We start from the raw sequence: 23,647 nt of genomic DNA, 5'->3' as shown, positions 1-23,647 counted from the left end.
CTTTCCCCGTCCGCGATAATTTGGTCCTTTAGCTTTTCGCCGCAGCTTCCGGTGCCCTCGCAATGGTCACTTGTGGAACGTCGTAGGCCTCGAACGCAGTCCAGTATCGCTCGATATCCGCGCGGAACAAGCCGCGCGTCAGGCCATGCACCAGTTTCGGGATCGCAGTGGTCATCGCGTTGATCGACGAGCCCGATGGGCCGAAGCTCATGGTAGACGCAATTGCGAAGAGATGGATGTCGGAGAGCCACGGCGTGGTGCCGGGAACGCGTTCCATCAGCGCGTAGTCGTCCGCGAGATAGGGGAAACGACCGAGGCGGGGGCTGAGCTCGGTTTCCGGCGGCTCGTAACGATCGGACCAGGTCGCGATATTATCCGCGCAGTTTTGCAATTCGCGGCGGCTCGCGAAATCCATGTCAATGCCGGTTCCGCAGATCACGAGATCCGCGGTGAAGGTACCCTGTGGTGTCTGCAACGCAACTTGGTTGCCTATTATTTGTGCTGACTGAATCAGTGCATTTTCATGCAGATGGAAGTCCGCATGCCGCGCGCAGCGATCCCAGGTCGGCTGCGGGAAGCCTTCGCGCAGGTCCATGAGGCGGCGCATGAAGCGCCAGCGCCAGGCATCGTCGAGTTCGCTGAAGTGACGTAGCAGGCCGCGGAAGGTTAGCCAGTGGTAGGGTTGCACGATCTGGATTTCCGCGCGGCGGCACAACAAGTGCACCTCAGCGTCGGCTTCGAGCGCAGTTGCCGCATTGTCGAAGGCGGATGCGCCGGCGCCGATGACGGCAACGGTCTTGCCGCGCAGGGCCTCGAAATCGATATCCGCGGACGCGTTGACGCAGAGGGACGACGGCAGGTGCTGGAGCTGCTCCGGGATCATCCAGTCGCCCATGCCCTCCTGGCCAGTGGCCAGCACGACCTTGCGCGCATGGATGACTTCTATGCCACCGGCACTCTGCACGGTGGCTGCAAGCAAGCCGTTCGCGGCAGGTCCGATGTCCAGGACTTCGTAGCCATTGCGCACAGGCACGCCGGTGATGCGCCTGAACCACAGCAGATAGTCCGCCCAGTGTCCGCGCGGGATGCGATCGAGCGCCTGCCAATGGTCTTTGCCAAACATGGCTTCGTGCCATGACTGATAGGTGAGGGCGGGGATATCGAGATCGGGTCCGGTGAAGTGCTTCGGGCTGCGCAATGTCGGCATGCGGGCGTAGGTGAGCCAGGGGCCTTCGCGTCCTTCGGCGCTTTTGTCGACAACGAGTATATTGGTGACCTGCGACCGTAGCAGGCCGAAGGCCGTGACAACGCCGGACTGGCCGGCGCCGACGATGAGCACGTCAACCGCGGGCGTGCCGTCCGGTGCGGACTTCGGCTGCAGCCACGGCATGTTCGGATGGGCGATCTTGTGGAGATCGTCGCGGACCTGCGCTTCCAGCGCCTTGAGCGCGTCGTTCATGCTGCGAGCCATCCGCCATCGACCGGCATCACGGTGCCGGTGGTGAAGGAGGATGCATCGCTCGCCAGATGCAGTGCGGTCTGCGCGACTTCTTCGGCCAGACCGAAACGCTTCATGGCATGACGGTTGCGCGATGCATCGCGCACGGGCTCCGGATCGGCATGGCGCGCGAAACTGCGGCGCAGCAGGGGCGTGTCGATGGCGCCTGGCGCGATCGCGTTGACGCGAATGCCGTCGGTGGCGAAATCCACGGCCATGGTGCGTGTCAGGCTGATGATTGCGCCCTTGGCAGCGATATAGGCGCTGTTGCCCTTGCCGCCGGCGATCGCAAGCTGCGAAGCCAGCGTGATGATCGAGCCCTTGCCTTGCTTCTGCATTTGCGGGACAGCCGCACGCGCCCACAGCCAGGTGCCGCCGACATTGGTGCGAAACACGGCGTCCCAATCTTCTGGCGCTGTGGTCACCACGGTGCCGCCGCAGGAAAAGCCGGCTGAGGTCATCAACACGTCGAGCTGACCGCGCCGCGCGACGATCTCCCCGACCACGGCCTGCGCAAAATCGCCGTCGCCGACATCGCCGAGATGCATCGACGCCTCGGTCGCATTGGGCAGCATCGCCAGTGTTTCTTTCAATGCCGCCTCGTCGCGATCGACCAGTGCGACAAACGCGCCTTCCTGTGCGAACAACATGGCACTGGCCTGGCCGATGCCAGAGCCGCCGCCGGTGATGATCGCGGTACGTCCCTGAAGCCTCATATGCTCATCCTTCGCTGTGCCGCGCTGACCAGTCGATCAGATCCGCGGCTGAGTCGGCGCAGCCAAATTTGGCGCGCCATCCGAATTCCTGTTCCAGCCGCGCCGTCGAAAGTGGTGCGCGGTCGCAGTCGCTGTGCAGATTGATTGTCGGGGTTTCACCGACGCTGGCCAGGCGACACATAAAGCCCGGACGGCGCTCCGCCACTTGCTGGCCCCATTCCAGCGCGGACCACGATGTCGGGTTCGAGATATTGTAGAGGCGATGCTGCGTCGTCGGCGCCTCGATCAGCAGAGCAATGGCCTCGCCGACATCGGGCGCATAGATCCAGTCCCGCACACCGGCACGGGCCAGAGTGGCTTCGCTCTGTTTGGCGTGAGCCGTGAAGATCTGCATTAGCGGACTGAGCGTATCGCGCACGCCGGTTGCGCGCTCCCATGGTCCGAACACGGCACTGAGCCGCACGCTGATGAAATCGGTCTGCCAGAGCGTGGCGAGGCGTGCGGCGACTTTCTCGGATGCGAACTTTGTAATCGCGTAGAGCGAAACGGGATCGCAGGGCAGATCTTCATCGAGCAGAGGATATTTAAAGGTCGAGGCGCCATAAGCGCCGGCGGACGACAGATTGATCACGCGTTTGACGCCATGGCGGCGCGCGGCGATCAGGATCGGCGTCTGCGCCATCAGATTGACTTGCAGGATGCTTTCGGGATCAGCGGCATCGCGCTCGGAGCCTGCCGTGATCGCAGCGCCCAGAACGATCGCATCGAAGCCGGTGGCGATGACACTGTCGATCAGTGTTCGGTCAAGTACATCGCCGACGATCACCGAAAGCCTGTCGCCATAGTCAGCGAAGGCAGGCTGCGCCACCGGTGGCAGGCCTGCACGGTCGAACAGGGTGACCGCATGGCCGCGCTTGAGCAGAGCCTCCGCGATATTCAACCCGACAAAGCCGGTGCCGCCAAAAACGAGAATCTTCATCGATCAGCCTGTGAACCGCGGGGCGGTTCTTTGTTCCTCTTTGGACCATCGCGTCTCATGTCCCAAGCACGTTTTGCAGGCGTGCAGCGCACACTTGAGTGGCAGTCGGGCACACGCAACAATTTGACACAGCCAGAACTTGTCGCATCTTCTTGCCGATGTCACTCGCTGGAGAATTTTCGGTGATGCCCGCAGGCGAACGCCCGAGCATGTGCAGCGCATCAACGGCCGCGTAGCAGCGCACGATCGTCGCGCGCGCAGGCGGTGATGAATTCCAGCACCGCGCGCACCGGGGGCTGATCGACGAGGTCCGGATGGGCCAACAGCCAGATATCAGAGAGGCTGGCCAGCTTCAGCGGTGCGACGCGAACCAGATCCGAATGGGCATCGCCGACGATGCATGACAAGACACAGATGCCGATGCCGGCGCGTACCGCTGCCAGCATGTCCGCCTGCGACGAGCAGCGGATGGCGACAGTGGCGTCCCTGGTGATGTGGTCGCTCCAGCGGCCCAGTTCGGAATTCGAGGATTTGTCTGCAAAACCGATGACCGTATGGTCCTTCCACGCAGCACGCTGTTCCGGCAGCGGGTATCGCGTGGCATAGTCGCGTGACGCATAGAAGCCGACGCCTAGCTTGGCGATTTTCCGTCCCGTGAGATTTTCGTCGCCGGTCTGATAGAGTCGCAGCACGATGTCGGCTTCGCGCTTGCGCACGCTGACGGGAAACGGGTGCGTCACCAACTGGATTTCGACATGCGGATGCTGACGGATGAAGGCACCGATATGCGGCATCAGCCAGAAATTCGCCAGCGTCGGTCCGATGGAGACTTTGACGACGCCGCGTGCGCTTTGGCCTGACGCGCCGGCGGCGGCTTCGGCCTTCAGCGCGGCCTCGGCCATCGCCGTGGTGCTCTCATGAAAGCGCCGGCCGCGCGCCGTCAGCACCAGTCCTTCGTCGGAGCGGACGAACAGTTTGGTGCCGAGCTGCTTTTCCAGCGCTGCCACTTCACGGCTGACCGTGGGGTGGCTGGTGCGCAACCGCTTCGCAGCACCGAGATAGCTTCCGGCGTCAACAACGGCATTGAAGGTCCGGCAGAGGTCCCAGTCCATATGTACAAATCCGGAAGGATGATTGTTCAAATTCGAACAATACGTGCGGTCGGTCAACCCTTATAGTTCGGGCATAAAAATATAAGGAAACGCCTATGTCGCTCCCGAAAGCTCTCGATGGCACCCTCGAGCTGCCTGTGCTCGGTTCTCCGCTGTTCATCGTCTCCGGTCCTGAACTCGTCATAGCGCAGTGCAAGGCCGGCATCGTCGGTTCGTTTCCGGCGCTGAATGCACGGCCCGTAGAAATGCTCGATCAGTGGTTGACGCGCATCGAGGATGAACTGGCCGATTACAAGGCGAAAAATCCGGGCAAGAAGGTTGCTCCCTATGCGGTCAACCAAATCTGCCACGCCTCCAACGACCGGCTGATGAAGGACATGGAGACCTGTGTGAAGCACAAGGTTCCGATCATCATTACCTCATTACGCCCGCCTTCGGAGATCGTCGAAGCCGCGCATTCCTATGGCGGCGTCGTGTTTCACGACGTCATCAACGTCAAGCACGCGCGCAAGGCGGCCGAGCAGGGCGTCGATGGTTTGATTTTGGTTTGCGCCGGTGCGGGCGGACATGCCGGCACGCTGTCGCCCTTCGCGCTGGTGCGTGAGGTGAAGCAGTGGTTCAAGGGGACTGTGCTGGTATCTGGTGCGATCTCAGACGGTTACGGGATTGCGTCGGCGCTGGCGCTCGGCGCGGACCTTGCTTACATGGGCACGCGCTTCATCGCGACCGAAGAGGCTAATGCCGATGCGACCTACAAGAAGGCGCTGACCGAATACGCCGCGCATGACACGGTCTACACCAACCTGTTCACCGGCATTCATGGTAACTATCTCGGCCCGTCCATCGCCGCAGCCGGTCTCGATCCCGACAATCTGCCGGTGGCCGACAAGACGAAGATGAACTTCGGCTCCGGCGGCAACATGAAGGTCAAGGCCTGGAAGGATATCTGGGGCTGCGGGCAGGGGATCGGCCAGATCACTGATGCGCCGCCGGTGGCCGAATTGGTCGATCGCCTGAAGCAGGAATATGCGGAAGCGACCTCTGACTTTGCGAGACGGGCACGCGCATAAGCGCGGCCCGATAAAACAAAATAGGGAGAAGACAATCATGGCATCAGTGATGCTGAGAACGCTTGGGCTTTTGAGCCTTGCGATAAGCGTTCATGCAACGACGCAGGCGACGGCCAACACCAAGGAAGAAATAAAAATCGGGCAGACGCTTCCCTATAGCGGTCCACTCTCGGGTTTTGGCGTGATCGGCCGTGCGCAGGAAGCCTATTTCGCCAAGCTCAATGCCGACGGGGGCATCAACGGGCGCAAGATCAAGTTCATCAGCCTCGATGACGCCTATTCGCCGCCGAAAACTGTGGAGCAGACCCGCAAGTTGGTCGAGCAGGATGAGGTCCTGATGATGTTCGGGACGCTCGGCACCGCGACCAACAATGCGGTGCATCGCTATCTCAACAGCAAGAAGATCCCGCAGCTCTTTGTCCTGAGCGGCGCTACCAAGTGGGCCGACCCGAAGGCGTTCCCGTGGACCATGCCGGGCATGGCCGCCTATGAATCGGAAGGCGTCGTCTATGCCAAGCACATCCTGAAAACCAGGCCGGATGCCAAGATTGCCATTCTCGCGCAGAATGATGATCTCGGGAAAGACTATGTGGCCGGCTTCAAGCGTGCCCTGGGCGACAAGGCCGCGAAGATAATCGTGTCCGAGGCGACCTACGAGACCAGCGCTCCGACGATCTCGTCACAGCTCGCGGCGCTCAAGTCGTCAGGAGCGAATGTCCTGTTTGGTGCGGTGGTCGGAAAATTCTCGTCGCAAATGATCAAGGGCGTTGCCGAAATTGGCTGGAAGCCGGATCTGATGTTTATCCCGACCTCGGCATCGTCGATTACGTTTCTGGAGCCCGCCGGTCTCGATAATGCCACGGGCCTGATCACGTCGAGTTATCAGAAAGACATCAACGATGAGCAGTGGGCGCAAGACGAGGACGTGAAAGCCTACTTCGCCTTCATGAAGGAGAGCCTGCCGTCGGCCGATGCCCGCAACACCAATTATGCGACCGGGTTCGTCAACGCGCACCTCATCACGCATATCCTGAAGGCGTGCGGCGACGATGTTAGCCGGGAGAACATCCTGCGTCAGGCGACGTCAATGAAGAACGTCAAGCTGCCTCTGCTGCTGGTGGGCGTCACGGTTAATACCGACAAGGACGACTACCTTTCGTTCCAGCAGCTGCGGCTGCGCCGTTTTAACGGCAAGAATTGGGAAGGCTTTGGCGAATTGCTCGACGACCAGTGAACTTGTGCCATCACATCGACAGAAAAGAGATCGAAACCGGCAACGGCTTCGATCGATTGAAGAACAGAGCAAGGGCGGACTATGATTATCAGCGGTGATCGTGCGATCAGCTATCCGGATATCATGCAGCGTATCGCCAAGGTGGCGACCGGCTTCAAGAGCCTCGGGGCAGGCCCCGATGCACCCGTCGGCATGATGCTCCGTAACGATTTCGCCCTGTTCGAAACGGCGTTCGGCGCGGGTGCGTTGGGTGCGCGCGTGGTGCCGATCAACTGGCATCTCAAAGGCGAGGAGGTCAGCTATATTCTTGCTGACAGCGGCGCGAAGCTGCTGGTCTGCCACGCTGACCTGCTGCCGCAGATCGCGGAAAGCCTGCCGAAGGGATTGCCGATTCTGGTCGTCTGCACGCCGCCGGAAATCGCAACGGCTTATGGCGTTACCGAAGCCGCGACACGGGTGCCCGCCGGTCATACCGACTTCGATGCGTGGCGCGACCAATACGAGCCGATGGACAATGTGCCGAAGCGCGCGCTGACCATGTTCTATACGTCGGGCACGACCGGTCGTCCGAAGGGCGTGACGCGTGCGCCGATGACGCCCGAACAGGCAGCGGCATCCGAGCGCGTCGGCGGCATCGCCTATGGGCTGAAGCCGAATGAGGATCAGATCATCCTGATGAACGGGCCAATGTATCATTCGGCGCCGAGTTCCTACGGGTTGATGGCCTTCCGCCATGGCAGCACGATCGTGCTGGAACCGCGCTTCGATCCCGAGGACCTGCTACAGCTCACCGAAAAGCACAGCATCACCAACATGCATATGGTGCCGACCATGTTCGTGCGCCTGTTGCGGCTGCCGGACGAGGTGAAGTCGCGTTACGATCTGTCGTCGCTCCGCTTCATCATCCATGGCGCAGCGCCATGCCCGATCCATGTGAAGCAGGCGATGATCGCGTGGTGGGGACCGGTGATCAACGAATATCTAGGCTCGACCGAGACCGGCGTGCCGATCTGGCATTCATCGGAAGAGGCGTTGCGTAAGCCTGGCACCGTTGGCCGCACCATCGAGGGCGGCGTGGTCAAGATCTTCGATGCCGATGGCAAGGAATGTCCGGTCAATGTGCCCGGTGAAATCTTCATGCGGCAGACGTCGGTACCGGATTTCGACTATCAAGGCCGCCCCGACGCACGGGCCGAGGCCGGTCGTGACAGCCTGATTAGCGTTGGCGATGTCGGTTATCTTGACGAGGATGGCTATCTCTTCATGTGTGATCGCAAGCGCGACATGGTCATCTCCGGCGGTGTCAACATTTATCCTGCCGAGATAGAGAATACGCTGATCGGCATGGACGGCGTGCGCGACTGCGCGGTGTTCGGCGTGCCCGACGATGAGTTCGGCGAGAGGTTGATCGGTTGCGTAGAACTGGAAAGCGGTGCGACGCTTGCGGTGACGGAGATTCAGGCCTGGCTCAAGCAGCGGCTTGCCAACTTCAAGGTGCCGAAAGAAATCCATTTCCACGACACGCTGCCGCGTGAATCGACCGGCAAGATCTTCAAGCGCAAGCTGCGGGATCTGTATGGAGCCGCCGCAGCGGCTTGAGGCGGGTTGCGAGATACAAAAGCGCGAGGCTGATCGCCTCGCGCCTTTCATGTTTCAATCAGTCATGGATCAGGTGTTGATCCCGGGGATCAGGTGTTGATCCAGACCGCCTTGATGTTGAGATATTCGTCGACGTGGTGGACGCCGGACTCGCGGCCGTAGCCGCTCATCTTGTAGCCGCCGAACGGAACGGCGGGATCCATCGCCTGATAGCAGTTGATCCAGACCGAGCCGGCCTGCAGAGCCTTGGCGAGGCGGTGCGCCTTGCTGACATCCCTGGTCCAGACGCCGCTGCCGAGACCGAAGGTCGTGTTGTTGGCGCGCTGCACGAGTTCGTCCACGTCGGTGAAGGCGATGGCCGAGATCACCGGTCCGAAGATCTCTTCCTGCGCGATCTTCATGTTGTCCTGGACATTGGCGAACACGGTCGGCTGCACGAAGAAGCCCTTGGCGAGATCGCCTTCGGTCAGTCGACCGCCGCCGGCCAGAGCCTTGGCGCCTTCGCCGCTGCCGGTCGTGAGATAGCCGGCAACGCGATCGAGCTGTTCCTTGGAGACCAATGGCCCGAGCTGCGTGTCGGGATTGGCGCCGTTGCCGACCTTCAGCTTCTTGGCGAATTCGGCGACGCGGCCGACGAATTCGTCATAGATCTTCTTCTCGACGAACAAACGCGTACCGGCGCTGCAGATCTGGCCGGAATTCGCGAACACGGCCATGGCGGCGCCGGGAACGGCGGCATCGAGATCGGCATCGGAGAACACGATGTTCGGCGACTTGCCGCCGAGCTCGAGCGACACCTGCTTGAGATTGCCGGCCGAGGCACGGATGATCGACTGTCCGGTGAAGTGCGACCCGGTGAAGGCGACCTTGTTGACGTCCATATGCGAGGCCAGCGCGGCGCCGGCGGTTTCGCCATAGCCCGGCACGACGTTGATGACGCCGGCTGGGAAGCCGGCTTCCAATGCCAGCTCGCCGAGGCGTAGCGAGGTCAGCGGCGCTTCTTCCGCCGGCTTCAGCACGATGGTGCAGCCGGTTGCGATGGCAGGGCCGATCTTCCAGATGCTGGCTGACAGCGGTGAGTTCCACGGGATGATCGCGCCGACGACGCCGACCGGCTCCTTCAGCGTGTAGGAGAAGATCTCGCTTGGCAGGGAATTCTCGATGGTCTCGCCGTAGATCAGCGTCGCCTGGCCGGCATAGAAGCGTAGCATGCCCAGGATACGCTGCTTGCCGGCGAAGGTGCGCATGACAGGCGCGCCCATATCGAGCGTATCGAGCATGGCTAGTTCGTCGAAATTCTTCTCGACGAGATCTGCGAATTTCAGCAGCAGCGCCTGGCGCTCGTACGGCTTGGCCTTGCTCCACGGGCCTTCAAAGGCGCGGCGGGCGGCGGCGACCGCAAGGTCGATATCCCCAGCATCGCCTTCGGCGACAGTCGCCAGCAGTTCGCCGGTGGCCGGATTGTGCGTCTCGAACTTCTTGCCCGACTTCGCATCGACCCATTTGCCGTCGATCAGCATCTGCTTGTAGGAGCCGTTCGCGTAGGGGTGCGCGGTGGCAGAGATTGGCTGCATCAAGCCCATAATGTGATCCTCCCGGACGTTTGTTTGAAGTGTCGTTGGTGCGCGCGGAATATATCGCTTTCGCGAAACGGGTAAAGGCGAGGAACCTGCGGCGTGTTGCATGTCAGGTCTTCGCGACGAATTCATGATGATGAATTCGCGTCTGGAATCGTTCAACAGATCTCGCGGATCCAGCGCGTGAAGATGCGATCTGCCTGATCGGGCAACCGGCCGGCGACAGCTGCGGTGTTTGATCGCAACTGCGTAATGGGAATGCCGGCACCTGTCAGTTCAACTGCGTGGCCGACATACCATTCCTCGAGTTGCCGCGGGTCGGCTTCGAGGTGGAATTGCAGCGCCAGGGCATGGCGTCCGTAAGCGAAGGCCTGATTGTCGTAGGCGTCATTGGAGGCGAGGCGGATCGCGCCCTCGGGCAAATCGAAAGTGTCGCCGTGCCAGTGCAGGACACTGGCGCCATCCTCCGCCAGCGGGCCGAGGCATGACGCCGCGCCTTGCTTCGTGAGCGATACCTGGCCCCAGCCGATCTCCTTGACGCCACCGGCATAGACGCGGGCGCCGAGCGCACGGGCCATCAATTGCGCGCCGAGGCAGATGCCGAGGGTCGGGCACCCCTGCGCCAGGCGGCGCTCGAGCAGGGCGATCTCGCGGGTCAGGAACGGATACGCATCGGCCTCGTAAACGCCGATCGGCCCGCCCAGCACGACGAGCAGATCGGCATCCTCAATCGAGCAATGTGACACGTCATCGATGGCGGCATCGCAGAACGAGACGTCCCAGCCCTCGCGATCCAGCACCGACGACAGCAGGCCCAAGTCCTCGAAAGCGACATGACGCAGGGCGACGGCAGAACGCCGGTGACGGTTCATGAAGGGGGCTCACGCGCAATTGACCGGCAATCGTTATATCCATAAGAATATAACGATCAACAGCCAATCGTACGACGCAAGGATGCGCTAGGCGCCTCAGACGTTCAGATTCATCCAGATGGCCTTCGGCTCGGTGAAGTTCGCAAGCGCGGCATCGCCATGCTCGCGGCCGAAACCGGAATCGCGCGAACCACCCCAGGGGAGCCGGACATCCGTATAGCCATAGGTGTTGATCCAGACCGTGCCGGCTTTCACCTGTTTGGCGAAGCGCTGCACGCGGCCGATATCCGAGCTCCAGACGCCGGCAGCAAGGCTGTATTTGGTGCCATTGGCCTTGCTCACGGCATCGGCCTCGTCAAAGAACCTGATGATGCTGACGACGGGACCAAAGATCTCCTCCTGCGAGACGCGCATTTCGTGTTCGACATTGGCGAACACCGTAGGCGCGACGAAATAACCGCGGTCACCGATGCGCGTGCCGCCGGTCGTGACATCGGCGCCCTCCTTGGTGCCGATATCGACATATTCCAGCACGCGCTTCATCTGCAGTTCCGAGACGATGGGTCCCATCGTGGTCCCGGACTGCGTGGGATCGCCGACGCGGATCGCCTTGGCGCGCGCCGTCATGCGCTCCACGACTTCGTCATAGACGGACGCATGCGCGAGGATGCGCGAGCCGGCCGAACAGACCTGTCCGGAATTAAAGAAGATGCCGGAGGCGGCGGCCTTGGTGGCGGAATCCAGATCCGCGTCGTCGAAGATCACATTGGCGGATTTGCCGCCGAGTTCGAGGGTGACGCGTTTCAGATTGCCGGCAGCGCCGGCGAGGATTTCGCGGCCGACAGTCGGCGATCCCGTGAAGGTGATCTTGTCGATATCGGGATGATCGACCATGGCGCGGCCGGCGGTCTTGCCAAATCCCGGCACGATATTCAGCGTGCCCGGCGGCAGGCCCGCTTCCAGTGCCAGTTCGCCGATCCGCAGTGCGGACAGCGGCGTGATTTCGGCGGGTTTCAGCACGACGGTGCAGCCGCAGGCGAGCGCCGGCGCGATCTTCCACATCCCGATCATCAGCGGGAAATTCCATGGCACGATGGCGCCGACGACGCCGACCGGCTCGCGTACCGTATAGGTCAGCGCATCATGGCGCGCCGGGATCACCTGTCCGTTGATCTTGTCGGCCCAGCCCGCATAGTAACGCAGCGTGTCGATGGCGGCGGGCAGATCCTGGCGCTGCACGGCGGCGAGCGGCTTGCCGGTGTCGAGGCTTTCCAGCGCGATCAGTTCCTGCGCGTGATCTTCCAGCAGTTGTGCGAAGCGCTGCAGGACAAGACCGCGATCGGCCGCGCGCATGCGGCCCCACGGACCTTCGAGCGCCTTGCGCGCCGCGCGGACCGCACGGTCGATATCGCCGCTGTCGGCTTCGGCAACCACGGCGATGATTTCGCCGGTTGCGGGGTTGAGGACATCGAAATAGCGACCGGACAACGGCTCGACCTGCTGGCCGTCGATGAGGAGACGTTTGCGCGTCAGTTTCGACGACGCAGAAACGGCAAGACCGGCATGTGAGATCTCTGGCATAGCGTATACCTCCCGATGTTTCGACGATCGGATCAGGAGGGGCGTCGACAGTAAATATGATAACGGGAGTCACGGCGCGGCGGCACATATGCAGTCACGAACATAGGTGACGCGGCCACAGGGAGCACGATGCGCATCGATATCGAAACCATCTGGCGTTTTCGCAAGCCGGGCTCGCGGCAGCCGACATCGGTGATGCTCGGCTTTCTCAAGGACATCAATGAGACCGGCAAGCTGACGCTGGCGGCCAGCCGCAACCAACTGTCCTATCGTCATGCGTGGAGTCTGGTGAATGACTGGTCGGCCTTCTTCGGCGTGCCCGTCGTCGAGCGCAGCAAGGGCAAGGGCACCAAGCTGACGGCATTCGGCGAAAAACTGGTCTGGGCCGGCGAGCGGCTGGAAGCGCGGCTCGGACCGCAACTGGAAAATCTCGCGCAGGAACTGGCCACCGAGCTCAAGGAGCTGCTGCCCGATCATCCCGCCATCATCCGCGTTCACGCCAGCCACGGCTTTGCGGTGTCAAAACTGCGCGAGATGCTGAATGCGACGGCTGGAGCGGGTATCGATCTGCGTTATGTCAGCAACCAGACCTCGCTGGTGTCGCTGGCGCATAACACCTGCGATCTCGCCGGCGTGCATCTGCCGCGCGGTGAGCTACGCAAGCGCAGTGTCAATGCCTGCAAGGAATGGGTAGACAACCGGGTCCATCGCGTCGTCGGCTTTGCAACGCGCGAAATGGGCCTGATGGTCAAGCCAGGCAATCCGCTGCGCATCACATCGATGGAGGCGCTGATCAATCCCGCGATCCGCTTCGTCAATCGCGATCAGGATTCCGGCACTGGGTTGTTGTTCGATCAGCTTCTTCGTCAACACAAGATCGAGCCCGCGCAGATTAACGGCTACGAACAGGTGGAGTTCACCCATGCCGCGGTCGCGGCCTATGTGGCCAGCGACATGGCCGACGTCGCCTTCGGCGTCGAGGCCGCGGCGCGGCAGTTCGGACTGGATTTCGTGCGGCTGCTGACTGAGGACTACTATTTCGTCTGTCGCGAGACACTGCTGGAGCAGGCGCCGATGCAGCATATTCTCGCGGTGCTGCGCGGCGCCGAGTTCCGCGACGCGCTGGTGAAGCTGCCCGGCTATGCGGCATCAGATACGGGCGCGATCAAGACTGTCAACGAAGTGTTTCACGGCAAGAAGTCATAGCCATGCGCGGATGGACGGCGGTCCATGCGTTAGCAATCATGTGAGATGCGAAGATGCGCCTTGATGCTATATGCATCTGCGCAACCTCCCGGTTCTGGAGAACATCATGTCCCATCCCGCTTTGTCCGCAGGTTCCGTTGCCGTCATCACGGGAGGCGCCTCGGGCATTGGCCTTGCCGCAGCGAAGGCCTTTGCGCGGTTGGGTCTGCGCATCTGCATTGTGGATCTCGGAGAGGATCGTCTGGCTGACGCGGCTGGCAAGATCGCCAGCGTGGCGCGCGGCGGACATAATGATGTGATGACGGCCAGCGTCGATGTCAGCAATCTCGATGCGATGGTCAAGCTCGCGGCCGATGTGCAGGCCCGCTTCGGCGGCTGCGACGTGCTGATGAACAATGCCGGCATTCAGGTGCCAACCTCGGCACTCGGGCCACGGGAGAATTGGGAGCGGCTGCTCGGCGTCAATCTCTGGGGCATCGTCAATGGCTGTCAGGCCTTCGCGACAAATATGATCGCGCGCAAGCGGCCGGGCCTGATTATCAATACCGGCTCCAAGCAGGGCATCACCACGCCGCCCGGCAATCCCGCCTACAATGTCTCCAAGGCCGGCGTGAAAGCCTATACCGAGGCACTGGCGCATGAGCTGCGCAATACCGAGGGCAGCCAGATCTCCGCACATCTGCTGATCCCGGGTTTTGTCTTCACGCCGCTCGCAGCCGGCGGTCGCACCGAGAAGCCGGATGCGGCGTGGACAGCCGAGCAGACCGTGGACTTCATGATGCAACGGCTCGAGGTCGGCGACTTCTATATCCTGTGCCCGGATAACGACGTGCCGCGCGCGCTCGACGAGCGCCGCATGTTGTGGGCCATCGGCGATGTCGTCGAGAACAGGCCGGCGCTGTCGCGCTGGCATCCCGACTATGCCGACGCCTTCGCAGATTTCGTCAAACGCAAATAGAAACCAACTAGAACAATAAGGGAGAAATGCCGTGGACTACGTCAAATTTGGAAATACTGGTCTGGATGTCTCGCGTTTGTCTCTGGGATGCATGACCTATGGCATCTCCGATCGCGGCGCCCATGCATGGACGTTGGACGAGGAGAAAAGCCGGCCGCTAATCAAGCAGGCCATTGAACTTGGCATCAACTTCTTCGACACCGCGAATGTCTATTCGGATGGCACGTCGGAAGAAATCGTCGGCCGTGCGTTGAAGGATTTTGCAAAGCGCGACGACGTGGTGCTGGCGACCAAGGTCTATAACCGCATGCGCAAGGGTCCGAACGGCATGGGCCTGTCGCGCAAGGCGATCATGACCGAGGTCGATCACAGTCTGCGCCGGCTCGGCACCGATTATATCGATCTCTATCAGATCCACCGTCTGGACAAGAACACACCTATCGAGGAGACGCTGGAAGCGCTGCATGACGTCGTAAAGGCTGGCAAGGTCCGCTATATCGGCGCGTCCAGCATGTATGCGTGGCAGTTCTCCAAGGCGCTCTATACGTCGCGGCTAAACAGTTGGACCGAATTCGTCAGCATGCAGAACCATGTCAATCTGCTGAATCGGGAGGAGGAGCGCGAGATGCTCCCGCTCTGCGCCGACCAGAAGATTGCTGTGATGCCGTGGAGCCCGCTGGCGCGCGGGCGCCTGACGCGGGCCTGGGACGAGACCAGCGAGCGTCAAAATACCGATGAATTCGGCAAGACGCTCTATGCGCAGTCCGAGGAGTCCGATCGCAAGATCGTCGAGCAGGTGGCCGCGGTCGCCAAGGTCCGCGGAGTACCGCAGGCACAGGTCGCGATGGCTTGGCTGTTGCAGAAGAAGGAGATCACGTCGCCGATCGTCGGTGCGTCGAAGCCGGCGCATCTGACCGACGCAATCGCTGCGCTGTCGCTCAGGCTGACGAGTGAAGAGATCGCAGCGCTCGAAGCGCCGTATGTGCCGCATGCCGTGGCGGGATTCGGCTAGCAGTAGACGTAGGGCGGATTAGCCGAAGGCGTAATCCGCCCTACGCTTTTTGCGTGCTTTAGCTATACCGCTTCTCCTGCCCGTCGTCGGCATACCAGTCGAACGGCTCATCCGAGAGATTGACGATCACGTTCTGGATCTGGGTGTATTCCTCATAGGCGATCAGCCCGTTCTCGCGGCCGATGCCGCTCATCTTGAAGCCACCCCAGGGCGAGCAGGGATCGATGCGGTGGTGGTCGTTGATCCAGACGATGCCGCTCTCAAGTTGATGTGCGACGCGATGCGCGCGGGTGACATCGCGGGTCCAGATCGAGGTGGCCAACCCGAATTCGGTGCCGTTGGACAGCGCGATGGCTTCCTCTTCCGTGTCGAACGGGATCACGACGACGACTGGCCCGAAGATCTCTTCCTGCGCGATCCGCATATTGCCGGTCACGTCGGTGAAGATTGTCGGTTGATGATAGTAGCCGCTCTCGAAGGCCTTGCCGTCCGGGCGCTTGCCGCCGGCGGCGAGTGTCGCACTTTCCTCTAGGCCGATCCTGATATAGCGCTCCGTCAGTTCGCGTTGTTTGGCTGACACCAGCGGTCCCATCTGCGTCGCCATGTCCTGCGGATCGCCGATCCGGATCATGTTGGTGCGGCGGACCAGTTCGGCAACGACAGCATCATGCACCGAGCGCTGCACCAGCAGGCGCGCGCCCTGCACGCAGGTCTGGCCGGTGGCAATGAAGGAGGCGAACAGCGCGGCCGCCACACCGCGTTCGATCGGCGTATCGTCGAACATGATCACGGCAGCCTTGCCGCCGAGTTCGGCCGCAACCTTGGTCAGGTTGGCGCCGGCCATGGACGCGACCATCTTGCCGGTCTCGGTGCCCCCGGTGAGATCGATCTTCTTGATGCGCTTGCTGGATGTCAGCGCCTTGCCGGCGGTCGCGCCATAGCCGGGCACGACATTGTAGACGCCATCGGGCACGCCGGCTTCCTTGAAGATGTCGCCGAGTAGAAGAGGTGTGATCGGCGCGAGTTCGCTGGGCTTCACCACCATCGTATTGCCGGCCGCCATCGACGGCGCGATCTTCTTGGTGAGGATCAGCAGCGGGTGATTCCACGGCGTGACATGGCCGACCACTCCGAGTGGCACGCGGCGGGTATAGTTCAGCAAATTGCCGCCGAACGGCGGCACGGTGTCTTCATGGGTGCGCGCGACCGCGCCGAAATAGCGAAACCATTCCGGCAAACGGCCGAGCTGCGCCGTCATCTCGCGGCGGGCTCGGCCGATCTGGTCAACCTCGATGGTAACCAGATCGGGCAGCTTCCTGGCGAGTAACTCGCCGGCGCGGTGCATAATGTCGCCGCGCACAGCGCCGGGCGTTGCCGCCCAGACCTTGCCGGCGCGTTCGGCCGCGTCGATGGCAAGGTCGATGTCTGTCTCGTCGCCCTCGGCGACGTCGGCCAGATGGCTGCGATCTTTCGGGTTCTCGATCCGGATCGTGCGGCCGGCGGAGGCCGGCTGGAAGCGACCATCGATGTAGAGCCCGAACGGGCGACCGTCGTTCATCATTGGCATGTCCTTGAATTCGCGTCTTGATCAGCCTGACGGCCGTAGCCGCCTTTGCGGGCCATGACTACTCAGAAACCAGCGATTTTGCGATCAACGCGCGGTTGCACCGCGGCAATTGAAGCCGGTGGCCCAAGCCGATCGTAGAAAGTCGCGTGTGGATTCTTTGGACCCGGAAAGGCGCCCTTAACCGGTATCCATGCACGTTGGCGATGAAGCCGGAGACTCCGGTATCGTTTAATATTGATGCAACGCTTAGCCGATATTTGAAGGCAACCGAAAGCGTGGCAGGAGATTTTTCCAATGACCAAGCTAGACGCGGAAGTCGACGATCTCATCGCCGCCTGCCATGGTGACACCCGTGGTACCGTTGCCGCACTCATTCTCGTCAATCAGCAGCTCGAGACCGAACTCGCCGAACTGCGCGCGCAGATGGCCGCACGGCCGTTTGATGACCATATGGCGCACGTCGTTCTGCACTGATTGACGCAACGCAAGTGAGCCGCAAGATTCGCAGTGCATAAATTCAACCTCGACTAGGATTCGGAGCGCCTTTTTGGCGTAGTCGGAATCACCGGATGGAGGTTTGAATGCCCAGACAATTTGGATTGAGGACGACATCGTTGGCCACGCCGTCCGTGTCAGCGTCGCGATGCAAGACCGCGCCGGGCCTGATCGCATGGATGTTTGCGTTGAAGCGCATCGCACTGCATCGCGCCGCAACGGTCAAGCGCGCGTCGTCATATGCAGCATTACCCTATGCACCTGCGAGCTGGCGCGGTTCTCGTGGTCGACGATCGGTCTCGGTTAACTGAAATCTTTGCCACGGCGGAGTGAGCCGGACTTTTGTCGGGCGCAGGCCACCCCTTGATGCCCGGCTCTTCGAGAAACTTGTTGGTCGGCTACTCAACCCGTAGACGGTTGATCTTTCCGTTGAACGCAAATGGCTTGCGGTCATAATACGCGAACGAGACCAGCGAATAGCTGTCACGGCCGACGTCGAAAGCGTCATTGGCAGTAAACCCGAGCGAGGTTGAGCGAGGCACCCGGCCCTTGGCCACTTCTTTTCCGTCCACGCGGATGACGATGTCGAGAGCACCAGCGTGTGCGCTGCTCGCCACGCGTGTTTCGACTTCGATCTTGATCTTTCCGGTCGGGAGCGGAGCAGTCGTATCGAGCCTCGTCCGTTCGATCTCGTACAGATTGTACTCAAAGCTGAGCTTGCCATCTTCGACCCACAGCGAAAGCCCGCCCGAGATCGCGCCCAGTGCGTAGAGCACGCCCTTCGAGTCCGGCTTGCAGGATGGAGCGACGTGTTTCCTCACCAAGTCCGTTGATCAATGACCTAATCACTTGTTTTACACGCGCGCGATTAAGCACCGCCGCAGTCTGGCCGAAGACTAAGGGGCGGCTCAAATCGCCACCATTTGGAGAGCAAAACTGCGAACTTTCCCACCATCAACACGGCATAAAGAAATGCGAGCGCCCAAACTGCCTCGGCGGCCAGCCGGGGCCACGTTTTAGACCGCCCGGCTGTGAACGGCTGCCGACTTTGCCAGATGAGCATCGAACGCCGAAGCGACGCTGCGTACCAGGAACTCGGCGCCATCGCGGATAGTGATCCGATCGCCGGTCATCGTCACGGCGCCGTCGGCGACCAGGTTCTGCAGCCTCATCCGATCAACCACGGCGGTCTCGGGATCTCGACCATGTTGCCGGGCGAGCCGAGGGGGGTCGACGGTCATGTCGCACATGATGCGCTCGATGATATCGGCGCGGAATCGGTCGTCCTCGGTGAATGCGTAGCCCTTGACGGTAGCGAGCTTCTCCTCTGCGACGCAAGCGAGATAGTCGCGCGTGGCTACGACGTTCTGCACAAACCCTTGCGGCATGCGGCCGATGGCGCTGGCCCCAAGACCGATGAGGTTTTCGGCGGCATCGTCGGTGTACCCCTGGAAATTCCGGTGCAGCCGGCCTTCATGTTTCGCCGCGGCGAGCTCGTCATCGGGAAGGGCGAAGTGGTCGAGGCCGATGCGCACGTATCCTGCATCGACCAGCGCCTGTGCAATGGCTTCTGACTGAAGATGTCGCTCGACGCTGCCCGGCAGGGTGTCTTCCGCGATTTTACGTTGGTGCTTCTTGAACGAGGGGATGTGCGCATAGCCGAAGACCGAGAAGCGATCCGGACGAAGCTCTATGCATTTGGCGACGGTGTCCAGGCAAGACGCCACCGTTTGCAGTGGCAAGCCATAGAGCAGATCGAAATTGAAACGGGTGACGCCGACCTTCCGCAGCCCTTCGACCGACAAGGCGGTTTTCTCGAGACTCTGAAAGCGGTTGATGGCGCGTTGCACGGCAGGATCGAAGCTCTGGACGCCGAGGCTGGCACGATTGACGCCGCTATGCCCCAACGCTTCCGTCATGGCCTGTGTCAATGTTCGTGGGTCGATCTCAACAGCCACCTCGGCATCCGGGAGCACCGCATACGAATGACGCAAAGCCCCGACGAGATCGACGAAAGTCTCGGGGCTCATGATCGTCGGGGTTCCGCCACCGAAGTGGATGTGCGAGATCGGAAACCGCTCGCCGATCGCCTCTGCAACGAGACGCGCTTCGGTCCGTAGGCCGGACGCGTAGATCGCGACCGGATCGTCGTGCTTGGTTACGGAGGTGTGACACCCGCAATACCAACACATCGATCGGCAGAACGGTACATGCAGATAGAGCGAGGCTGGGCGTTCGGACGACATCGTCTGCAGCCACCGCCGGTAATCGGCTTCGCCGATCACCGGGGCGAAGTGAGGAGCCGTGGGATAACTGGTGTAGCGTGGAAGTCTGTCCTGCCCGTATCGTCGTGCTAGTTCCGCGCGCATCTTTCCAGTCTCCGGATTGCACGCATGGAATGCACCAAATCGTTCGGGCTAACGTTGCGTCAGGTCAAATTGAACCCGTTTAGACCGGTTTGACGACGACCAACGCAACTACGGCGATCAGGATCACGGCCGGGCGAGGTCCACCAATGGCCCGCTCATGCCGGGTAAGGTCCGGCGCCCGAAGCCACGATCATCGCGGGATCGACTTGAGAAGGCGATGCTCGATTGTCTTGAGGATCTCGGACCCTCCGGATCCGATCGCGACGCCCCGATGATGGAGGAACAGCTGGGGGCTTGTTTTTGAAAGGAAAAAGTCTTTTCACGCCTGACAAAACCTGCCGGAGCAATGACGAACGCCTCGGCGGCGAGCCAGAGCAACGCCTTCGATGTCAGTGCCTCGGCTAATCACATTGCGGAAAACGTAACAGTCACGCGATGCAGGGTCGTGAGGCAAAAGCTCGCGTTCCCAGTCGATCATCTTTTCGCTTTAGACGGGTGATCCTGCCTAACTCACAATCCCTCAGGCGACCATCTGGGTCTGCCGTTCATTGGAACTTCACACGGACGACGCGGGAGTAGTGTCTGCTGGCACAATGCCGTGCCCGTCGCCCGGTGTCAGCGCGCTGAGATCCAACGTCTCTCCACGAATGCGCGATAGGGTGGACAAGGCGCGGTCGCGATCACTTTCCAGAAGTTGACCGAGATGTGTGACAGCAGCGTTCGGCTTGCGCTGCCGGATCGCCTTCAGCGTCGATGCCATCAGGTCGGCGCTGAGCTGGCGGATGTCGCGGGTCTGATAGTCCAGCGGCGTCTTCCAGATGGTTTCCCATACAGTCTGGTTGGCCAGGTCGGTGAGCAATTCGACCAGCAGGTCGTTGCCCGAACCGCGCGCGATGGTCTTGACGGCCCGCGTCGTCGTGCGCGCGAAGGCCATGGGATCGTTGATCTCGACCATTGCCTTCAGCTCGTCGCAGCGGCGCGCCAGCGTGTCGACGAAGCTTTCGACCGGGGAGGTCGCCATGGTTCGCACCGCCAACATGGATAGCGCAGTGCGAACATTGAACAGGTCCGCGACTGATTTGAGCGATAGCGGCCTGATATAGGCGCCGCGCCGTGGAAAGACGTCGACGAGACGCCGACGTTCGAGAATGCGAATTGCCTCACGTATGGGGCCGCGGCTGACGCCGAAGTCGCGCGCCAGATCCAGTTCGACCAATCGCTCGCCCGCCTTGCGACGGCCGGATACGATCTCCGCGCCGAGCTCTTCCGCAACCTGATCGGGAAGCGTGCGCGGCGCAAACTTCCGTTCGACGTCGCTTTCGTTGTCAGCGGATGGCTTGCGAAGCGTCGCTGCCATAACCCCTCCTGTCGGTGCTCGCATATCGAGCAATACAGGCCTAGGTATCTCAGAAGTCAATTGTTGACAATTGACAACTGGTGACCTTTCATTGGCGGACCGTCGCATCGACATACCGGCTCAAGCCGGAGCGCGATGGAACGTCCCGGGGCAATCGGCAAGATCTGCACGACAGGGATGGCAAGGGAGGTAAAACATGGCGACCATGTTCGCGCCGGCGCATGTCCGGCTGACAACGCCCCGACAGCCGCGCTCCTGCGGCCTCGATCGCTATGCGCAAGCGGCGCATGAGCAGCTCCTGCAGCTGAAGCACATTCTGCGCATTACATCTGGCCGCGCTTTGGTTGGTGTGTTGCGATGACGGACGCGATCGACATATTCGCAGCGACCGCGTCACGAGCCGCTTCGACACCTCATGTCGGCGGGTCCCCGCGGCCGTTGCTCGAGGTTCGCGATCTCTCGCTGTCCTTTGCGACTGCAAATGGTGCGCTGCCGATTACCCGCAATGTGAACTTCACCATCGCGCCGGGCGAGCGTGTCGGTCTGGTCGGCGAGAGCGGATGCGGCAAGACCGTCACTGGTCTGTCGCTGCTGCGGCTGTTGCCGCCGCAGTCGGCACGCATTCAGGGCGATATCCTGTTCAACGGGACCAATCTGGCCACGCTGTCGCCGCGGCGAATGCGCGCAGTGCGCGGCCGTGAGATCGCGATGATTTTTCAGGAGCCAATGAGCGCGCTCGATCCGGTCTTCACCGTTGGTGATCAGATCAGCGAAGCCTATCGCGTCCATTTTCCGGTCAGCCGTCCGGAAGGGCGCGAGCGCGCCATCGCTGCGCTGCGTGAGGTCGGCATCCCCGCGCCGGAACGCCGCTGCGACGAATATCCGCATCAGTTGTCCGGTGGCATGCGCCAGCGCGTGATGATCGCGATGGCGTTGATCTGCAAGCCGAAGCTGCTGGTCGCCGACGAGCCGACCACCGCGCTCGACGTCACGGTGCAGGCGCAGATCACAGACCTGTTGCGTTCGTTGAGCGAGCGTACCGGGACCGCGCTGATTTTCATCACCCATGACCTCGGCGTCGTCGCCGAAACCTGTACCCGCATGATCACGATGTATGCCGGCGAAGTCGTCGAGGACGCGCCGGTGGATGATGTGTTGACGCGACCGCGGCACCCTTACACGTCGGGACTGCTACGCTCGCTGCCTGGCCTCAGCAAGCGCCGCGGCGTGTTGGCCTCGATTCCCGGTCGTGTGCCGTCGCCAAGTGCGATGCCGGCCGGCTGTCGCTTCCGATCACGTTGCACGCATGCCGTGGCGGGCTGCGAGCAGAGCCAGCCGATGATCGAGATCGAAAGCGATCGTACTGCGCGCTGCTGGCGTGCCCCCGAACTCGTGCTGCCGGGAGCGGTGAACTGATGTCTTCCGCGCAGAACCATACGAGCGATAGCGGCATTCTCGCTGTGCGTGACTTGCGCATTCTGTTTCCGACGCGCGACGGCCGCGACACGGTGAAAGCCATCGATGGTATGGATTTCGAAGTCCGCGCCGGCGAGACCTTTGGCATCATCGGCGAATCGGGTTCCGGCAAGACCACGCTCGGCCGCGCGCTGGTGTCGCTGCTGCCGCCAACGCATGGCAAGATCCTGCATGACGGCACCGATCCCGTGACACTCGGAACCGGCGCGTTCCGCAAGCATCGCCGCGACTATCAGATCATCTTCCAGGATCCGAATGCCGCGCTCAATCCGCGCATGACCATCATCGACAGCGTGGTCGAGCCGCTGGAGATCATGGGCCAGGGTGATAACGCGTCGCGCCGCCGCCGCGGCATCGAGGTGCTGGAACGCGTTGGGCTCGCTGCGGAAGCCGCCGACCGTTATCCGCACCAACTATCCGGCGGCCAGAAGCAGCGCGTCAACATCGCGCGCGTGCTGACGTTGCGGCCGAAGGTCATCGTCTGCGATGAAGTGGTGGCGGCACTCGACGTCTCTATTCGCGGCGACGTACTCAATCTCTTTGCGGATTTGCAACGCGAATTCGGCCTGACCTATGTGTTCATCACTCACGATATCTCGGTGGTCTCGCATATCTCGGATCGCATTGCCGTCACCTATCTCGGCAAGTTGATGGAGCTCGGCCCGGCCGAGGATGTCGTCGAACATCCGCTGCATCCTTATACGCGTGCGCTGCTGTCGGCTGAGCCGGTGCCGCTGCCGTCGCATCTGCGCGTCGATCGCCGCATCATTCTCGAAGGCGAGATCCCGAGCCCGGTGGCGCCGCCGTCTGGCTGTCGCTTCCGCACGCGCTGCCCGTCGGTGCAGCCGCGCTGCACGGAGGAAGTGCCGGCCTGGCGTGACGTCAAGCCGGGACACCGCGTCGCGTGCCATTTCGCCACGGCGGACGGACCACCACCAGACAATCAAAAAGCGCAACGCGCATCATAAT

The 23,647-nt window shown here is 61.6% G+C and carries 21 protein-coding genes; 10 read left to right on the top strand and 11 right to left on the bottom strand.

What is annotated here, in order from left to right:
- Nucleotides 1–28: 28 nt before the first annotated feature.
- The 4 genes from CIW50_RS13470 to CIW50_RS13455 form a co-directional block, all read right to left on the bottom strand.
- Nucleotides 29–1,459, bottom strand: a complete 1,431-nt coding sequence (locus tag CIW50_RS13470) for an NAD(P)-binding domain-containing protein (RefSeq protein ID WP_149531762.1) — start codon at nt 1,457–1,459, stop codon at nt 29–31.
- Nucleotides 1,456–2,214, bottom strand: a complete 759-nt coding sequence (locus CIW50_RS13465; RefSeq protein ID WP_149531761.1) for an SDR family oxidoreductase — start codon at nt 2,212–2,214, stop codon at nt 1,456–1,458. The genes CIW50_RS13470 and CIW50_RS13465 overlap by 4 nt, the downstream gene beginning before the upstream one ends.
- 4 nt (nt 2,215–2,218) lie before the next feature.
- Complete coding sequence (locus CIW50_RS13460; protein WP_149531760.1) at nt 2,219–3,193, bottom strand: NAD-dependent epimerase/dehydratase family protein; 975 nt, start codon at nt 3,191–3,193, stop codon at nt 2,219–2,221.
- Between the two features lie 221 nt (nt 3,194–3,414).
- Nucleotides 3,415–4,305 carry a LysR family transcriptional regulator gene (locus CIW50_RS13455; RefSeq protein WP_149531759.1) on the bottom strand — a complete coding sequence of 297 codons (891 nt, stop codon included), beginning with the start codon at nt 4,303–4,305 and terminating at the stop codon, nt 3,415–3,417.
- Nucleotides 4,306–4,400: 95 nt separating this feature from the next.
- On the opposite strand from CIW50_RS13455, the gene CIW50_RS13450 reads away from it, so the two are divergent.
- The 3 genes from CIW50_RS13450 (at nt 4,401) to CIW50_RS13440 (ending at nt 8,208) form a co-directional block, all read left to right on the top strand.
- Entirely contained in the window at nt 4,401–5,375 is a 975-nt protein-coding gene (locus tag CIW50_RS13450; protein WP_149531758.1) for an NAD(P)H-dependent flavin oxidoreductase, read from the top strand.
- Between the two features lie 49 nt (nt 5,376–5,424).
- A complete protein-coding gene (locus tag CIW50_RS13445) occupies nt 5,425–6,609 on the top strand; it encodes an ABC transporter substrate-binding protein (RefSeq protein ID WP_502707488.1) in 1,185 nt (394 codons plus the stop codon).
- An 81-nt stretch (nt 6,610–6,690) separates the two neighbouring features.
- The gene (locus tag CIW50_RS13440) at nt 6,691–8,208 is read left to right on the top strand and encodes an acyl-CoA synthetase (protein WP_149531756.1); all 1,518 of its coding nucleotides are present in this window, start codon (nt 6,691–6,693) and stop codon (nt 8,206–8,208) included.
- An 89-nt stretch (nt 8,209–8,297) separates the two neighbouring features.
- On the opposite strand, the gene CIW50_RS13435 is transcribed toward CIW50_RS13440, so the two are convergent.
- From CIW50_RS13435 to CIW50_RS13425, 3 genes are all read right to left on the bottom strand, one after another.
- Complete coding sequence (locus CIW50_RS13435) at nt 8,298–9,791, bottom strand: aldehyde dehydrogenase family protein (RefSeq protein ID WP_149531755.1); 1,494 nt, start codon at nt 9,789–9,791, stop codon at nt 8,298–8,300.
- Between the two features lie 152 nt (nt 9,792–9,943).
- A complete protein-coding gene (locus CIW50_RS13430) occupies nt 9,944–10,657 on the bottom strand; it encodes a glutamine amidotransferase (protein WP_149531754.1) in 714 nt (237 codons plus the stop codon).
- Between the two features lie 96 nt (nt 10,658–10,753).
- A complete protein-coding gene (locus CIW50_RS13425; RefSeq protein ID WP_149531753.1) occupies nt 10,754–12,238 on the bottom strand; it encodes an aldehyde dehydrogenase family protein in 1,485 nt (494 codons plus the stop codon).
- Nucleotides 12,239–12,367: 129 nt separating this feature from the next.
- On the opposite strand from CIW50_RS13425, the gene CIW50_RS13420 reads away from it, so the two are divergent.
- From CIW50_RS13420 to CIW50_RS13410, 3 genes are all read left to right on the top strand, one after another.
- Nucleotides 12,368–13,444 carry a substrate-binding domain-containing protein gene (locus CIW50_RS13420; protein ID WP_149531752.1) on the top strand — a complete coding sequence of 359 codons (1,077 nt, stop codon included), beginning with the start codon at nt 12,368–12,370 and terminating at the stop codon, nt 13,442–13,444.
- A 106-nt stretch (nt 13,445–13,550) separates the two neighbouring features.
- On the top strand, nt 13,551–14,402 hold the full coding sequence (locus tag CIW50_RS13415; RefSeq protein WP_149531751.1) for an SDR family NAD(P)-dependent oxidoreductase: 852 nt from the start codon (nt 13,551–13,553) through the stop codon (nt 14,400–14,402).
- 31 nt (nt 14,403–14,433) lie between these two features.
- Nucleotides 14,434–15,414, top strand: a complete 981-nt coding sequence (locus tag CIW50_RS13410; protein WP_149531750.1) for an aldo/keto reductase — start codon at nt 14,434–14,436, stop codon at nt 15,412–15,414.
- Between the two features lie 58 nt (nt 15,415–15,472).
- Here the strand turns inward: CIW50_RS13410 and CIW50_RS13405 are convergent, their stop codons facing one another.
- Complete coding sequence (locus tag CIW50_RS13405) at nt 15,473–16,975, bottom strand: aldehyde dehydrogenase (protein ID WP_172980316.1); 1,503 nt, start codon at nt 16,973–16,975, stop codon at nt 15,473–15,475.
- A gap of 300 nt (nt 16,976–17,275) precedes the next feature.
- Here CIW50_RS13405 and CIW50_RS13400 point away from each other — a divergent pair, with 300 nt between their 5' ends.
- Nucleotides 17,276–17,455 carry a hypothetical protein gene (locus CIW50_RS13400; protein WP_149531748.1) on the top strand — a complete coding sequence of 60 codons (180 nt, stop codon included), beginning with the start codon at nt 17,276–17,278 and terminating at the stop codon, nt 17,453–17,455.
- A gap of 419 nt (nt 17,456–17,874) precedes the next feature.
- Here the strand turns inward: CIW50_RS13400 and CIW50_RS13395 are convergent, their stop codons facing one another.
- From CIW50_RS13395 to CIW50_RS13385, 3 genes are all read right to left on the bottom strand, one after another.
- Nucleotides 17,875–18,252: a hypothetical protein gene (locus CIW50_RS13395; protein WP_246664265.1), complete on the bottom strand. Its 378-nt coding sequence runs from the start codon at nt 18,250–18,252 to the stop codon at nt 17,875–17,877.
- A 240-nt stretch (nt 18,253–18,492) separates the two neighbouring features.
- Complete coding sequence (hemN, locus tag CIW50_RS13390; protein ID WP_149531747.1) at nt 18,493–19,845, bottom strand: oxygen-independent coproporphyrinogen III oxidase; 1,353 nt, start codon at nt 19,843–19,845, stop codon at nt 18,493–18,495.
- A gap of 556 nt (nt 19,846–20,401) precedes the next feature.
- Complete coding sequence (locus tag CIW50_RS13385; protein WP_149531746.1) at nt 20,402–21,202, bottom strand: GntR family transcriptional regulator; 801 nt, start codon at nt 21,200–21,202, stop codon at nt 20,402–20,404.
- Between the two features lie 196 nt (nt 21,203–21,398).
- Between CIW50_RS13385 and CIW50_RS29040 the strand changes: the two genes are divergently transcribed.
- Genes CIW50_RS29040 through CIW50_RS13375 form a run of 3 tightly spaced genes read left to right on the top strand, consistent with a single transcriptional unit; the run spans nt 21,399 to nt 23,646 of the window.
- The gene (locus CIW50_RS29040; RefSeq protein ID WP_172980315.1) at nt 21,399–21,563 is read left to right on the top strand and encodes a hypothetical protein; all 165 of its coding nucleotides are present in this window, start codon (nt 21,399–21,401) and stop codon (nt 21,561–21,563) included.
- The gene (locus CIW50_RS13380) at nt 21,560–22,618 is read left to right on the top strand and encodes an ABC transporter ATP-binding protein (protein WP_149531745.1); all 1,059 of its coding nucleotides are present in this window, start codon (nt 21,560–21,562) and stop codon (nt 22,616–22,618) included. Before CIW50_RS29040 ends, CIW50_RS13380 begins: the two co-directional genes overlap by 4 nt.
- Nucleotides 22,618–23,646, top strand: a complete 1,029-nt coding sequence (locus CIW50_RS13375) for an ABC transporter ATP-binding protein (protein WP_149531744.1) — start codon at nt 22,618–22,620, stop codon at nt 23,644–23,646. Before CIW50_RS13380 ends, CIW50_RS13375 begins: the two co-directional genes overlap by 1 nt.
- Nucleotide 23,647: the final 1 nt, after the last annotated feature.

Origin of the sequence: Tardiphaga sp. P9-11 (assembly GCF_008329525.1) — a bacterium.
Classification (GTDB): Bacteria; Pseudomonadota; Alphaproteobacteria; order Rhizobiales; family Xanthobacteraceae; genus Tardiphaga.
Note: the sequence above shows the minus strand (reverse complement) of the source record. Positions and strands in the feature narration are given on the sequence as shown.